Genomic DNA, 14,534 nt, shown 5'->3' on the forward strand with positions numbered 1-14,534 from the left:
CCGAAGTGTCACAATATGAATCACACAAAATGCCGATTCGGGAATCCCCGACATCAGATGTGTGCATGCCCTAGGGCGAAGGCCGGGACGACGATGAGGGGCTTTTCAGGCCTCCTGCCCGGACGGCGCGATGCCGATATCGCTGGTGCCGAGGTCGTCGGCGCCGAGGTCGGTCAGCTCGCATTCCAGGCATTCGACGTCCAGCCGCAGCGCTCCGCCATGGCTGAACAGCAGCAAGGCGCTGCCGCCGGGGGCCTCGCCGGGGTGGAATTCGATCCCGACCAGTTCCAGCACGGCGTCCGGCGCATCCAGATCGATATTGCGCGACTTGCAGGCCAGCACCCGGTCGAAGCGCAATGCTGCGATCGTCCGCCGCGGGGTGGTGCCGCCGGACAGCGTCTGCTCCCAGTCGAGCCTGTTCATGCCGACCACCAGGCGTTTTTCATCCTGCCGCCAGACGATGTCGGAGGCCTGCACCCGGGCATCCTGGACATGCGCCGAGATCACCGAAAGATCATCGGAATCGAGCGCGATCAGTTTGAGCTGTTCAGGCAAACCCATGCGCCAACTTTACCTTTAATTTGGGCGTAGCCTAGCCGCAAAAACCGGTTCCCATCCCCGGATCAAGTCCAAGGACATGCTTTTGCGGGATACACGTCAGTCGCTGATGACGCTGGATCGAGGCGCCGCAGGCCGACAGTTTTTCCTCCAGCCGCTCAAACCCACGGTCGAGATGATAGATCCGGTTGACCATGGTTTCGCCTTCGGCGGCAAGGCCCGCGATCACCAGCGACACCGACGCGCGCAGGTCGGTCGCCATGACCGGCGCGCCGCGTAAGCTCGCGGTGCCGTCGATGGTGGCGGTTTCGCCGTCGAGCGAAATCTTCGCGCCGAACCGCGCCAGCTCCTGCACATGCATAAAGCGGTTTTCGAAAATCGTCTCGGTGATCTGCGAGGAGCCGCCGGCGCAGGCCATCAGCGCCATCAGCTGCGCCTGCAGATCGGTCGGGAAGCCCGGGAACGGCGCGGTCGACACGTTGACCGGCTTGATCCCCGCACCGTTGCGGGAAACTTTTATGCCATCCTTGTTGACGGTGATGATGGCGCCCGCCTCGGTCAGCACGTCGAGCGCCGATTGCAGCAGCTCCGGCCGTGCGCCCGCCAGTTGCACCTCGCCGCCGGTCATCGCCACCGCCATCGCATAGGTGCCGGCCTCGATGCGGTCGGGCAGCACGGTGTGCCGCGCGCCGTGCAGTTTTTCGACGCCCTCGACCGTGATGCGCGGCGTGCCGGCGCCGGTGATCCGCGCGCCCATCTTGTTCAGGCAATCGGCGACGTCTAATACCTCGGGCTCGCAGGCCGCGTTATCGACGATGGTCGTGCCCCTAGCCAGCGTCGCCGCCATCAGCGCGACGTGGGTGCCGCTGACCGTCACCTTGGGGAAATCGATCGACGCGCCGCGCAGGCCGCCGGGGGCTTTGGCGACCACATAGCCGGCGTCGATGGTGATCTCCGCGCCGAGTTGCTCCAGCGCCATGATCAGGAGATCAACCGGCCGCGTGCCGATCGCGCAGCCGCCCGGCAGCGAGACCTTCGCCTCGTGCATCCGCGCCAGCAGCGGCGCGATCACCCAGAAACTGGCGCGCATCCGCGACACCAGCTCGTATGGCGCGGTCGTGTCGATGATATCAGCCGCCGAAATATGCAGCGTCTGTCCCTGATATTCGCGGTCGCCGGGCCGCTTGCCCGCGGACATGATATCGACGCCGTGACTGCCGAGGATACGCTGCAGCTGCGCGACGTCGGCAAGCCGCGGCACGTTGTCGAGAACAAGGGTTTCCTCGGTGAGCAGCCCCGCGATCATCAGCGGCAGCGCGGCATTCTTCGCGCCCGAAATCGCGATGGTGCCGTTGAGCGGGCTTCCGCCGACAATCCGAATGCGGTCCATGCCACCCCCCTTTTTGTTATGCAGAACGTATGGGGGCCGCGAAACCCCGATGGCAAAAGCCTTGAAGTTTGCGGCTATTTGATGGGATTGGGCCTTGTCCATTCGCCATCATGCTGGGGTAACACGATCCGTCGTCCCTGCGAACGCATGCGAACGCAGGGACCCTAAACCCCGGTCATCTATTGTTGAAGCGAAGCCGTCGATCAGCGTGCAAAAAACATTGGCGCCGCGGCGTATGGCCGGCCTTCGCCGGGACGACAGTTACACCGCGTTGATATCCTCGCTCTCCAGCACCCGCTTCGGATAGCCATCGCGCGCGACCTTGATCATGGCGCGGCCGAGTTTTTCGCTGGTGGTCATGAATTTAGGCGAGGTGCGGGCCAGATAGGACCACAGCGGCGCGGCGACGACATACATCGCTTGTATCCATGCTGTCTTCGAGCGCACGCCGTGCAACGGCTGGATGCCGGCGGGCCGGAACATGTAAGCAGCCTTGAACGGTAGCTTGAGCAGATCGTTTTCGGTCTTGCCCTTGACCCGCGCCCAACGCAGCGGGCCCTGTTCGGTCGAGTCGGTGCTGCGGCCGGTCACGTAAGTGAAGACCATGTTCGGGTTGAGCCGAACCAGCGTCTTCGCCGCGGCCATCGTGACGTCATAGGTCAGATGCCGGTAGCGCTCGGCGTCCATGCCGACGGAGGAAACGCCGAGGCAGAAGAAACAGGCGTCATATCCGGCAAGATCGGATTCGATTGCGGCGTAGTCCGTGAAGTCCTTATGCAAGACTTCGCGAAGCTTGCCGTGCTGCTGCCCGGTCGGCGTGCGCCCGACCACCAGCACGCGCTCGACGCCGGCATCGAGCAGGCATTCGCGGAGCACGCCCTGCCCGACCAATCCGGTGGCGCCGAACAAAATCACTTTCATCGGGTTTCTCCCCGCGCCGCGGCGCTATGCGTTCAGGCCGCGGCCGCGACCTGATCGAACGATACACCGGTCAGCGCGGCCGAGACATCCCAGAGCCGGGCCGCCGCGGCTTTGTCTTTCGCGTGCGGCATGATCTTCGCCGCCGCCGGGGGCCCCTTCATTTCATAGAACCCGTTCGGGCCGTAATAGCCAGCCGCCCTCGCCGCCGCCGAGGTCGCGGCAAACAAGGTCGGCAACGCGCCTTCGGCGGCCGAGTGACTCATAAGGGGCTGAAGAGATTTGCTGAGCCGCCACAGCAAGCCCTTGGCGCCCGGTCCATTGTCTATCAAGTCGGTACGGGCATAGCCGGGATGCGCGGCATTGCTCGTCAGCCCCCAACCGGCGGCATCGCTTCTGCGCTGAAGTTCCAGCGCAAACACCAGCATCGCCAGCTTCGACTGGCAGTATGCTTTCCAGGGCGTATAGGACTGCGCGCTCTGCAGATCGTCAAAATTGATCGCGCCCGAGCGATGCGCGAGGCTGGAAAGATTGACCACGCGGGGCTGACTGGCGCGGCGAAGCAGCGGAAGCAAACGCGCGGTAAGCGCATAATGGCCCAGATAGTTGGTGCCGAGCTGCGCCTCAAAACCATCGACGGTGGCTTGCCGCGCCGGCAGCGCCATCACGCCGGCGTTGTTGATGAGCAGATCAAGCGAATTGTGAGCGCCGGCAAAGCGTGCGGCAAAATCGGCGACGGAACTGAGACTGGCCAGATCGAGCGTTTCATAGCTGGTGCTGGCCTTGGGAAATTGCGCGGCGATACGCTCGAGCGCCGCGCGTCCCTTGGCGTCGCTGCGGCCGGTGAGCACCACCGTGGCGCCGGCGCCGGCGAGCGCCAGTGCCGTTTCGTAACCGAGGCCGCCGGTGGCGCCGGTGATGACGGCAGTCCTGCCGTGCTGGGGCGGAATGTCGCCAATGGTCCAGCCGCTCATGCTTATATCTCTCCTGTCTCGGGGGTTGATTCGTCGGCGACGCTCCAAATGTGCACCAAGTGCAAATTTGCAAGATGTGAAAAATTTGAGGATTTCCGGTGAAGGCCCACAAGCAGACTAAGTCGAGGATATCAAAGACAAAATCCGCTACCCCCGCCCCCGGTCTGCGGGCCCGGAAGCGCCAGCAAACGCGCGAGCGGCTGACCCGCGCCGCGATGATGCTGTTCCTGGAACGCGGGTTCGACGCAACCACGCTCGACGACATCGCAGCCGCGGCCGACGTCTCGCGTCGCAGCTTCTTCCACTATTTCGCTTCGAAGGAAGACGTCGTTTTCGCGTGGCAGGAAGAGATCATGACGGCGTTGATTGCCGCGGTGGCCGCGCGGCCTGCCGGCGAAAACATGCTCACGGCCGCGGAGAACGCGATTGCGGCGATGGTCAGGCAGCTCGACCCCAGCGAAGCAATCGCAATGGCGCGGCTCAAGCGCGACAACCCGGCTTTGCAAGCACGCAATCAGGTCAAATACGAAATGCTTGAGCGCACCCTGGCCGATGCGCTCGGCAAGCGCGCCGGCCATAAGACGGAACGGCTTCAGGCTCGGCTGGTCGCCATGATCACGACGGGCGCGATGCGGATCGGCGATGAACTCTGGACCGCCGAGGGTGCGCGCGAAAAGCCGGAAGCGATGGTGAAGCGAATGTTTGCGGCGATGCGGGCGATCTTCGATTGACCGCCCGTATCGGGAGCAAACCTCCCCTCATCCCTTGATGAAGGCGAGCAGGTCCGCGTTGATCGTCGCGGCTTCGGTGGTCGGCATGCCGTGCGGAAAACCCTTGTAGGTCTTCAGTATGCCGTTCTTCAGGAGTTTTGCCGAGAGCGGTGCGGAGTCGGCGTAGGGCACGATCTGGTCGTCGTCGCCATGCATCACCAGCACGGGCACATTGATCTTCTTCAGGTCCTCGGTGAAATCGGTCTGCGAAAATGCGACGATGCCGTCGTAATGCGCCTTGGCGCCGCCCATCATGCCCTGGCGCCACCAATTCTCGATCACGGCCTCGGAGGGTTTGGCGCCGGGCCGGTTGTAGCCGTAGAACGGGCCGGCGGCGACGTCGCGATAGAATTGCGAGCGGCCGGCGGCGAGCGAAGCCTGGAATCCGTCGAAGACATCCTTCGGCAGGCCGCCCGGATTGGCCGGCGTCTTCACCATCAGCGGCGGCACCGCGCTGAGGATCGCGGCCTTCGCCACCCGGCTCTCGCCGTGGCGGGCGATGTAGTGCACCACCTCGCCGCCGCCGGTGGAATGACCGACGTGCACCGCGTTCTTCAGATCGAGATGCGCCGTCACCGCCGCGAGATCGTCGGCATAGTGGTCCATGTCGTGGCCGTCGCCGACTTGGGCAGAGCGGCCATGGCCGCGGCGGTCATGGGCGATGACGCGAAAGCCGTTGTGGAGGAAGAACAGCATCTGCGCGTCCCAGTCGTCTGCCGACAGCGGCCAGCCGTGGCTGAACACGATCGGCTGGCCGGAGCCCCAGTCCTTGTAGAAGATGTCGACGCCGTCTTTGGTTGTGATCATGGGCATGGGGAAACTCCTTTTTGTCTGCACCCGTCATTCCGGGACACGCGCAAGCGTGGACCCGGAATCCAGAAGTTATTCGGCAAGAGATTCTCCGATGTGCGATTGCACATCGTAGTTCGACGCTACGCGTCGCTCCGGAATGACGAAATCAAACAGCCATCGCCGGCCGGTAGCGCCGGATGACACCGATGATCACGATCACGAAGAACACCAGCACGATGCCCTGCGCGACCGCAAAGGGCGGCTCGGCCGGCGGCACGCTCGGCGCCAGCGCATGCAGCGCCGGCACCTTCAGGAACGACTGGACCACCAGCACGAACACATTGAGATAGAGCGCCACCAGTGCGGTCAGCGCGTAGATCCAGCGCCAGGCCCCACGCAGGTTCATGATGTAGAGCGCGAAGCAGGCGATCGCCAGCAGCACCAGCGAGAGCAGGCCGAACAAATGCGACGGCAACATCTTCTCGAACAGCAGTGGCGGAATCACAAAGCCGGTGGCGCTGGTCAGGATCGTGGTCAGCAGGAAGATCGCGGTCAGCCCCGGCTGCCGCTTCGAGCCGAGCATTCCGAACATCACGATGAGGCCTGTCACGATTGCGATCAAACTGATGGCGACATGGACGAGAACAAATGTCGCGATGCTCATACCCAGTATCATGAAGTGCCCCCTTCGTTGGAAACCCGCCGAACGTTACGACGGAGCGCAAGAAATTGCCACACGCGTTCGTTGCAGCTTCGGCAGGGCAGGCATGTGCGGCAACGCGCGGGCCCAGCGTCGACGATGCTTTCCGAACCACATTTTTCTCCCTTCGGTTGGATGTCGGCACCATGAACGATCGGAGCCGCGGCTGCGCCAGAGTGATTGCCGAACCTGTCGAGCGATTGCTGCGAACGCCGGCTGGGCCGGCGCTTTGCCTGACTGCCCAACCCGGAGCGGCCGTTTGAGACGCAGACGTTGGCAGCAATCACTCGACAGGTTCGGCAATCACTCTGGCGCAGATGCAGCTTCGAACCGTTAGTTAATTACGGTGCCCACATCCAACCGATGGAGAATAGAGATGGCATGGAACAGCACCGTCATATCTCGTGCGTGCGCACCGGCCTCTGCGCGCTGGTCCGCAATCTCAGGCTTAGCTCGCAAGGCGGCTCAGACAGCCTCCGACTTCGCCAGCATCGTTCAAAACCTGGCGCTGGACGTACGCGATAGCTACCGGCCCGAGTTGCACTACATGCGTGGCCCCGGCCCGAAATGGCGCGCGAAGCATCAACATTGGTCGGCAAAAGCCACGCAGTAATGGGGTACTGAACCTAGAGCGCCGGCTTCGAACCATCGGCGAGAAAGCCGTGCAATGCCGCCACCACCTGCGCGCCCTCGCCGATCGCGCCGCCGACGCGTTTGACCGAGCCGGAGCGCACGTCGCCGACCGCGAACACGCCGGGCACGGTGGTTTCCAAAAACGGCACCGGACGTTCGGCATTTTGGCCGCCTTGGACGCTGCCTTGGACGATTCCTTGGACGCCGGTGAGAACAAAACCGGCGCGGTCGACCTTGACGCCGCAGCCTTCGAGCCAGCCGGTCGCGGGGTCGGCGCCGACGAACAGAAAGAGATTGCGGATGTCGAGGCTCTGCACCTCGTCCGGCGCCAGACGGCTGCGCCAGCGCACGCGCCGCAGCGCGGCGTCCTCGCCCTCGAGGCCGACCACCTCGGCATTGAAGATCAGTTCGATGTTGTCAGTCGCTTCGATGCGCTCGATGAGATAGTGCGACATGCTGGCGCCGAGGCCGCCGCCGCGGATGATCATGTAGACTTTCCGCGCATGGCTGGACAGAAACACCGCGGCCTGGCCGGCGGAGTTGCCGCCGCCGACCAGAACGACGTCCTGATCGACGCAGAGCTTGGCCTCGATCGGCGAGGCCCAGTACCAGACGCCGCGGCCCTCATAGGCGTCGAGGTTTTCGATATCGGGCCGGCGGTAGCGCGCGCCGCTCGCGACCACGACCGATTTGGCTTTCAGCGACTGCCCGCATTCGGTCGCCAGCGCGAACAGGCCATCGGGCTTCGTGCAGTCCAGCGAGCGGATGGAGACCGGGATCAGCATCTCGGCGCCGAATTTCTGCGCCTGGTTGTAGGCCCGTCCGGCCAGCGCCTGGCCGGAAATGCCGGTCGGGAATCCCAGATAGTTCTCAATCCGCGCACTGGCGCCGGCCTGTCCGCCAAAGGCGCGCGAATCGAACACCGCGACCGACAGCCCTTCCGACGCCGCATAGACGGCGGTGGCAAGCCCGGCCGGACCGCTGCCGACCACGGCCACATCGTAGAGCTTGTCATGTGCATGGTTGGTGATCATGCCCATCGCCAGCGCCAGCGAGGTTTCTGACGGATTGCGCAGCACGGTGCCGTCAGGACAGACCACCAGCGGCAGGTCGCTGCGCGCGGCCGAATAACGCTCGACGAGATCGGCGGCATCCTTGTCGGTCTCGGGGTCGAGCAGATGATGCGGCTGGCCGTTGCGCGTCAAAAAATTCTGCAAGCGGGCCATGTCGCCGAGCGAGGCCGGCCCGATCAGCACCGGGCCGCCGACGCCGCCCTGGATCAGGCTGACCCGGCGCAGCACCAGCGCGCGCATGATGCGCTCGCCGAGGTCGGCCTCGGCCATCAGCAGCGCCCGCAACCGGTCCGGCGGAATCAGCAGCGTCTCGACATCGCCTTCGGCATGGCCGTCGACCAGCGCGACGCGGCCGGAGAGCTGGCCGATCTCGGCCACGAATTGTCCAACGCACTGATCGATGACGGGCGTGATATGGCCGAGGCCGTCGCGCAGCGTGATCGCGACATGGCCCGACAGCACCACGAACATGCCGGGTCCGGGCTTGCCGGTCTCGAACAGCGTTTCGCCGTGCTTGTAGCTGCGCAATTCGCCGAACCGGCGCATGCGCTCGATTTCGTGCGACGTCAGCGTCGGGAAGGTCTGTTCGTGGCGCGGAAAGGCGAAGGAAGCCTGGCCGGCCGCCGGACCGGCTGTCGTGGTGTCTGCACTCATCTCGCCACCCAAAAAGAGCTCAGCTTTTTGCGGAGAGCTGGCCACCCGGCGAGCGGCGGGAAATTTTCCTGTCCGCTACTGGCCCGGCTTTACTCCGCCTGCGTCATCTAGGGAGGCATCGGTGCTTTCGGAAGGTGCGCCAGCTTCATCGCTGCGCCCGCGCGCCTGCGACTTCCGCCGCTTGAGATTTTCGCGCAGCGCCAGCTTCAAGCGCTGCTGTCGCGAATCCTTCACGACCGGCTTTGCCGTTCCCACTTGTTTATCCTGATCGTCCTGCATCCTGGGCCTGTTACCTACGCCGTCGCGGCTCTTTTCTCCTTCGATCATATTGGATTTCGCCCGGCCACCGCGCAATCGCCTCCCCGGACAGGCCACGATGATTCGTCCGCGCGGGCGCCGGAGGCCGTCCACCGACGAAATGGAACCGGATTGGCCCGGAGTCGGCCCGATTGCCCGCCAAGCGGCGTCCTGCAAAGAATTTTGCCCGTTTTGGGCGCTTTCGAGCCCCGCCGCGTGCTTGCACCGGAGGGGTCGTTGTGGCAAGAACCGCCCGCCTGCAGGGGCCTTTTGGGCCGATTCCTTGAATACCGGGCATGCTGCCGTAGCTCAGTGGTAGAGCACTCCATTGGTAATGGAGAGGTCGACAGTTCAATCCTGTCTGGCAGCACCATTCGTCTCAGTAGAAAAACTTGAAAAATCAGCGGATTTCAGCGCGTTGGGTTTTCGGCCAGCTCAGTTGTTTGGCCGGGATTTCCCCCTCATGCCTCCCGTCCTAAAGCCGATCTGCGAGCAACAATTTATCCAGCGTAATCGGTAGTTCACGGATGCGCTTGCCGGTGGCGTTGTACACCGCGTTTGCGACGGCGGCGCCAACACCTGTAATACCGATCTCGCCTATTCCGCGCGCGCCCAATGGGCTGTGCGGGTCCGGGATATCGTTCCAGATGACGTCGATGACCGGTACGTCCATGTGAACCGGAACATGATATTCGGCGAGCGACGGGTTCATGATCCTGCCCGAGCGCTCATCAAACAGGGTCTCTTCCGTCAGAGCGAGACCCAGACCCATGATGATGCCGCCCTTGAACTGGCTTGCCGCCAGCTTGGCATTGAGGATGCGGCCGGCATCGAATGATCCAAGGAAGCGGGACACCCGCGTCTCGCCGGTGACGTCACTCACACGGACCTCACAGAATTGCGCACCGTACGAATGCATCGAATACTTCTGCACCTCGAGCGGCATCGGCGCCTCCACCTCGCAGACCACCTCGTCGCGTTTGGCGCGTTGCAGTATCGAGACGTAGCTCTCCCACCGATCCGGCTCGTCGCATTTGCACAAGCCACCGTCGCGCGCCTCGACCTCTTCCGGCTTGAGGCCGGCCAGCGGTGAATCGTTGCCGGCGAGCTTGAGCAATTCTTTCGTGAGCGCGTCTGTCGCCGCGATGACGGCCGCCCCGATCGAGGCGGTCTGCGACGAGCCGCCGGCGAGCGTGCCGGACGGCAGGGACGTGTCGCCATAATCGAACGTTACATCCTCGAACTTGAGGCCGAGCCGCTCGGCCGCGTGCTGCGCCTGCACGGTAGCCGTGCCCATGCCCATTTCATGGCTGGCCATCTGGACAAGCGCGCGGCCATCGGCGGTGAGCCGAATGCGCGCCGCGCCACCCGGCATCCGGTAATATGGATAGGTGGCGGTCGCGCAGCCCATTCCGATCAGCCATTCGCCTTCTCGCCGGGAACGCGGCGTGGCGATCCGTTGGTCCCAGCCGAACTTTTCGGCGCCGCGCCGGTATGCCTCCACGAGATTGCGCGAAGAAAAGGCTGCGCCCGACGTCGGATCCTTCTCAGGTTCGATGCGCCGGCGCAGTTCAATGGGGTCGAGCTTCATCGCTTCGGCAAGTTCGTCGAGCGCGCATTCGAGCGCATAGGTTCCGACGGACTCGCCCGGAGCGCGCATAAAAGTGTTGGCAAGCATGTCCATGTCGGCGACTTGTTGCGCCACCTTGATGGTATCGGCGGCGTAGAGGTGGCGCGCCGGAAAGGTAAATTGCTCCGGGCAGGCATTGTGCGTGGTCATCGCCGCAACGCCGGTGTGAATGAGCGCGGCAAGCGTCCCATCCGCCTTGGCGCCGAGTGCGACGCGCTGCTCGGTCGTGGTCCGGCCGCCGACGATCCGGAATACGCCTTCGCGCGACAACATGATGCGCACCGGCCGCCCGCGGAGCCTAGACGCGGCAGCGGCGAGGACTTGATGATCCCAGAGCCCTTTGCCGCCAAACCCGCCCCCGACATAGGGCGAGATAACCCGGACTTGCGCCTCCTTGAGCCCGAACACCTGGGCCAACGTCCAGGCGGTCGCGTTCACCATCTGCGTTGCATCGTGGACGACGAGCTTGTCGCCCTCCCAAGCCACTGTCGCAGCGTGCAGTTCGATGGCGTTGTGATTATAGCGCGGCGTGCGGTAGCTCAGATCGACCTTGAACGCAGCTTGCTTGAGCGCCGCCTCGGCATCACCGATCTCGATCGATGGCTCCTCGCCCAGGATGCTGTCAGGAGTCCGCGCATGCGTCTTTGCCTCATCGAAGGAGATCACGGCCGGCGCCGTGTCGTAGGTAACGCGCACCAGCGATTTGGCATGATCCGCCTGTTCTTGCGTCTTGGCGAGCACCAGCGCGACCGGCTGACCGTTCCAGTGGATCTCCGCATCCTGCATGATGGGCAGATCGCTCGGACCGGCCGCCTTCGGCGTGGACATGATCACCGGCGGCGGCTTCATGCGCGGCGCATTGAGGTGCGTCATCACGAGGGTGACGCCCGGCGAGGCCTCCGCTTCGGTGGTGTCGAGCGTGGCTATCCGCCCGCGCGCGATGCTGCTGTAGAGCAGTGCGGCATACTCCATGCCCTCGAGCGGCACCTCGGCGGCGAAGCGCGCCTTGCCTTCGACCTTCAGCCTTCCGTCGATCCGTGTCACCGGACTGCCGATGAGACCGTGCTTGTACATCAGCGGGTCGGGCGTGCCGCCGGGAAGCCAGCTCTCCGGCGTCAAACGGATCGCGGTCTGCATTGCCTTCTCGATGATGCTCATGCGAATTCTCCTGCCAACTCGCTCAGCACCGCCTCCATTACCCGCCGGGCAAGTTCAATCTTGAACATGTTGTCCCGCAGACCGGAAGCCTCGGCCAATCCTGCTTCGGCGGCGGCGCGGAAATTCCCGGGCGTGGCCTGCTGCCCTCGCAAAGCGCTTTCCGCTTTCCAGGCTCGCCAAGGCTTGTGCGCGACACCGCCCATGGCCAGCCGCACGTCGCGAACCTTGCCATCGGCGTCGAGGTCGAGGGCCGCGGCGACGGAAACGAGCGCAAACGCATAGCTCGCCCGGTCGCGTACCTTGCGGTAGGTCGAGCGCGCGGCGAACCGCAGCGCCGGCAGCTCAATTGCGGTGATCAGCTCGTGGGTTTCGAGTTCGGTCTCGACGTCGGGGCGGCCACCGGGGAGCCGATGAAAGTCGACCAGCTTCATCGTTCGCTGGCCGTTGAGGCCTTCGAGATGAACAATCGCGTCGAGCGCCGCCAGCGCAACACACATGTCTGAAGGATGCGTCGCGACGCAAGCCGGCGATGCGCCGAGGATCGCGTGATACCGATTGAAGCCGTCGATCGCGTCGCATCCCGCACCCGGCGCGCGCTTGTTGCAGCGGCTGGCATCGTCATAGAAATAGCTGCATCGGGTGCGCTGCAGGATGTTGCCGCCGACCGTGGCCATGTTGCGGATTTGTCCGCTCGCGCCCGCCAGGAGCGCGCGCGACAGCATCGGAAAGCGCGTCCGCACTGCTCGGTCTGCCGCGACGGCGGTATTCTTCGCAGCGGCACCGATCAGCAGGCTGCCGTCGTCGCGCGCTTCGATAGCGGACGAAAGCCCGGTGACGTCGACCAGCGCATCCGGTTGCTCGACGGTCTCACGCATCAAGTCGACGAGGTTGGTGCCGCCGCCGAGATACTTGGGATGGGCGGCGGCGCTGGATAGCCGGATCGCCGCGGGCGTATCTTCGGCGCGCGCATAGCTGAATTCAATCATGCTGATTCCTTCTCGAAGGTCTCGGCGATCGCCTCGACGATGCCGTTGTATGCGCCGCATCGGCAAAGGTTGCCGCTCATTCGCTCGCGGAGTTCATCATGGTCGAGTTCGATCGTCTCGGCCGACAGGTCGGTGGTGACCGCGCTCGGCACGCCGCGCCCTATCTCGTCGGCCATCCCGACTGCGGAGCAGAGCTGGCCGGGCGTGCAATAGCCGCATTGAAAGCCATCGTGCTCCATGAAGGCATGCTGCAGCGGATGCAGACGGCCGGCCTCCGCGAGGCCTTCAACCGTGGTGATCGCACGACCCTGATACTGTACCGCCAGCGCGAGGCAGGAGTTGATCCGCTCACCGTCGACCAGCACCGTGCAAGCCCCGCAGGCGCCCTGGTTGCAACCCTTCTTGGTGCCGGTGAGTCCTACGTGTTCGCGAAAAAGATCGAGCAGCGAAAGACGAACATCCAGTTCGAAATCGAAGGACTTGCCGTTTATCAGAAAATGCATGGGCGGCTCCACGGCAACGACGCATCACGCCCCACGCCGCATCGGGCGGGAACGAAACGATGAACGTTTCTTGGGGGCACGGGTTCCATTTTGTGCCGCTCAACAATGGACGCTGCGCACTGAGGTCTTGTCGATGGCGGTACAAGCCGCGATGTCCATCCAGGCGCCTGGCGCGCAAGCCCTTCCAGGCTTTCCAGACCGATGCGCGACTGTTCGGCAGCATCGGCTTGATAGCAGTCCATTCATCAGCAGGTTGCTGAACGGCTTGAGTATTTCGCGCCGCGCCTGTTACACACAGGTTTCGCTAAGCGTCTTGGCTCCGAACCGGTACTTCGAAAGCGTATCCCGGCCGATGTTCAAGCGGTCTTGGCCAAGCTGCCAAGGATCAGCGGCCACCGCACTGGTACAAAGACCACGTTACGTACGGTTAAAAACGATCATACACCGTGGAGCGTGTCGGCCGACGCAAAATGCGGGTGCGACCCCACGACTTCATTCGGGACGATCCGATCGGTTGCACCGCGTATGATGTCGTAGCATTCACAGGTTGCTTCCTCGAGCCGCGCCCTGTCAATTTCGACCAAGCCTCGCCGAACGGATCTGATGGCACCCAAGGCGCGGAGTTTGGCAATCACCTGCGTCACGGTCGTTCGTCGCACCCCGAGCAACTGCGAAAGCGTCTCCTGCGTTAATGGCAGGGTGTTGTTGTCCTCGGTTCGATCGTGCAGGTGAAGCAGCCACCGGGCCATGCGGGCCTCGACCGGGTGCAGTCCGTTGCAGGCCGAGACGTGCTGGAACTGCATGAGTATCGATCTCGTGTGCGCCTCGACCACATGTCTGATGGCGCCGCTCTTCATGTAGGCTGCATGAAACCGCGACACGGAGATTTGCGATGCGGTGCCGCCCACCCGCACGACCGCGGTCACGGACGACATGAAAGAGGGTCCGAGCACCGATAATGCGCCGATCGCTCCCTCGCGCCCGATTACCGCAGTTGCGATCGTTTCTCCGGCCGGAAGGCCGAGCATGAAGGAGATGGCACCGCTATGGGGAAAGTAAACATGGTCGCGTCGATCTCCCGCTCGTATCACCACGGCGTCCTGTTCAAGCGACACCTTCTGGAGATGAGGGGCGAGCAACGCGAGGTCTGCCAACGGCAACGCGGCGAGAAGACGATTACCGGTGCTCGCCGGACGTCCCATCACGAGAGACATCCTCGCTCAGAAGAACACGCAGCTCTCCTGGAATGCCTTTGGCAGGGATGTCTTCTGCGTTGCGCCGACACTAACTCCACTCTCATCGTGCCGGCTTTGAGCGGCCTTCATGGGATACGATACTTGCTGAGTACCTTAAAGCGCCATGCCAGTAAAGGTAAGGCGGACCCTTGACGCGGCGTCGCAGGTGATCGGGCGGGACCGCTTCGACGCCGGCGCCCCGCTGGTCAAAGTTCCGCCAGGGGGCCTGCCACCGGTTCGTCGTCGCTGGCGGCCCGCCGATA

Annotated in this window: 12 protein-coding genes, 1 tRNA gene and 1 pseudogene; 2 read left to right on the forward strand and 12 right to left on the reverse strand. The window is 63.8% G+C overall.

Annotated elements, in window-relative coordinates; all coding sequences use genetic code 11:
• Nucleotides 1-105: 105 nt before the first annotated feature.
• The 4 genes and pseudogenes from JQ609_RS32130 to JQ609_RS32145 all read right to left on the reverse strand — a co-directional run bounded on the left by JQ609_RS32130 (nt 106) and on the right by JQ609_RS32145 (nt 3,840).
• Nucleotides 106-555: a DUF2948 family protein gene (locus JQ609_RS32130; protein WP_212276683.1), complete on the reverse strand. Its 450-nt coding sequence runs from the start codon at nt 553-555 to the stop codon at nt 106-108.
• 115 nt (nt 556-670) lie between these two features.
• Nucleotides 671-1,948 (reverse strand): annotated as a pseudogene (murA, locus tag JQ609_RS32135) (UDP-N-acetylglucosamine 1-carboxyvinyltransferase); the annotation flags it as partial.
• Nucleotides 1,949-2,209: 261 nt separating this feature from the next.
• Nucleotides 2,210-2,869 carry an NAD-dependent epimerase/dehydratase family protein gene (locus JQ609_RS32140; protein WP_212276663.1) on the reverse strand — a complete coding sequence of 220 codons (660 nt, stop codon included), beginning with the start codon at nt 2,867-2,869 and terminating at the stop codon, nt 2,210-2,212.
• A 32-nt stretch (nt 2,870-2,901) separates the two neighbouring features.
• A complete protein-coding gene (locus JQ609_RS32145) occupies nt 2,902-3,840 on the reverse strand; it encodes an SDR family oxidoreductase (RefSeq protein ID WP_212276664.1) in 939 nt (312 codons plus the stop codon).
• A 98-nt stretch (nt 3,841-3,938) separates the two neighbouring features.
• On the opposite strand from JQ609_RS32145, the gene JQ609_RS32150 reads away from it, so the two are divergent.
• Nucleotides 3,939-4,571, forward strand: a complete 633-nt coding sequence (locus JQ609_RS32150; protein WP_409410494.1) for a TetR/AcrR family transcriptional regulator — start codon at nt 3,939-3,941, stop codon at nt 4,569-4,571.
• Between the two features lie 27 nt (nt 4,572-4,598).
• Here JQ609_RS32150 and JQ609_RS32155 read toward each other — a convergent pair whose 3' ends face one another.
• The 4 genes from JQ609_RS32155 to JQ609_RS32170 form a co-directional block, all read right to left on the reverse strand.
• Nucleotides 4,599-5,423, reverse strand: a complete 825-nt coding sequence (locus JQ609_RS32155) for an alpha/beta fold hydrolase (RefSeq protein WP_212209889.1) — start codon at nt 5,421-5,423, stop codon at nt 4,599-4,601.
• Between the two features lie 145 nt (nt 5,424-5,568).
• Nucleotides 5,569-6,078 carry a hypothetical protein gene (locus tag JQ609_RS32160; protein ID WP_212276665.1) on the reverse strand — a complete coding sequence of 170 codons (510 nt, stop codon included), beginning with the start codon at nt 6,076-6,078 and terminating at the stop codon, nt 5,569-5,571.
• A gap of 650 nt (nt 6,079-6,728) precedes the next feature.
• Nucleotides 6,729-8,462, reverse strand: coding sequence for an FAD-dependent oxidoreductase (locus tag JQ609_RS32165; protein ID WP_212276666.1), 1,734 nt, complete (start codon nt 8,460-8,462; stop codon nt 6,729-6,731).
• Nucleotides 8,463-8,537: 75 nt separating this feature from the next.
• A complete protein-coding gene (locus tag JQ609_RS32170; RefSeq protein ID WP_249128689.1) occupies nt 8,538-8,789 on the reverse strand; it encodes a hypothetical protein in 252 nt (83 codons plus the stop codon).
• 268 nt (nt 8,790-9,057) lie between these two features.
• On the opposite strand from JQ609_RS32170, the gene JQ609_RS32175 reads away from it, so the two are divergent.
• Nucleotides 9,058-9,132: transfer RNA gene (locus JQ609_RS32175), tRNA-Thr, on the forward strand.
• A gap of 102 nt (nt 9,133-9,234) precedes the next feature.
• On the opposite strand, the gene JQ609_RS32180 is transcribed toward JQ609_RS32175, so the two are convergent.
• The 4 genes from JQ609_RS32180 to JQ609_RS32195 form a co-directional block, all read right to left on the reverse strand.
• Nucleotides 9,235-11,547 (reverse strand): xanthine dehydrogenase family protein molybdopterin-binding subunit, encoded by a 2,313-nt coding sequence (locus tag JQ609_RS32180; RefSeq protein ID WP_212276667.1) that lies wholly within the window; start codon nt 11,545-11,547, stop codon nt 9,235-9,237.
• Nucleotides 11,544-12,533 (reverse strand): xanthine dehydrogenase family protein subunit M, encoded by a 990-nt coding sequence (locus JQ609_RS32185; protein WP_212276686.1) that lies wholly within the window; start codon nt 12,531-12,533, stop codon nt 11,544-11,546. Before JQ609_RS32185 ends, JQ609_RS32180 begins: the two co-directional genes overlap by 4 nt.
• Nucleotides 12,530-13,036: a 2Fe-2S iron-sulfur cluster-binding protein gene (locus JQ609_RS32190; RefSeq protein WP_212209906.1), complete on the reverse strand. Its 507-nt coding sequence runs from the start codon at nt 13,034-13,036 to the stop codon at nt 12,530-12,532. Before JQ609_RS32190 ends, JQ609_RS32185 begins: the two co-directional genes overlap by 4 nt.
• A gap of 437 nt (nt 13,037-13,473) precedes the next feature.
• Complete coding sequence (locus JQ609_RS32195) at nt 13,474-14,238, reverse strand: Crp/Fnr family transcriptional regulator (RefSeq protein ID WP_212276687.1); 765 nt, start codon at nt 14,236-14,238, stop codon at nt 13,474-13,476.
• Nucleotides 14,239-14,534: the final 296 nt, after the last annotated feature.

The sequence above is a fragment of the Bradyrhizobium sp. AUGA SZCCT0169 genome (genome assembly GCF_018130085.1).
Classification (GTDB): domain Bacteria; phylum Pseudomonadota; class Alphaproteobacteria; order Rhizobiales; family Xanthobacteraceae; genus Bradyrhizobium.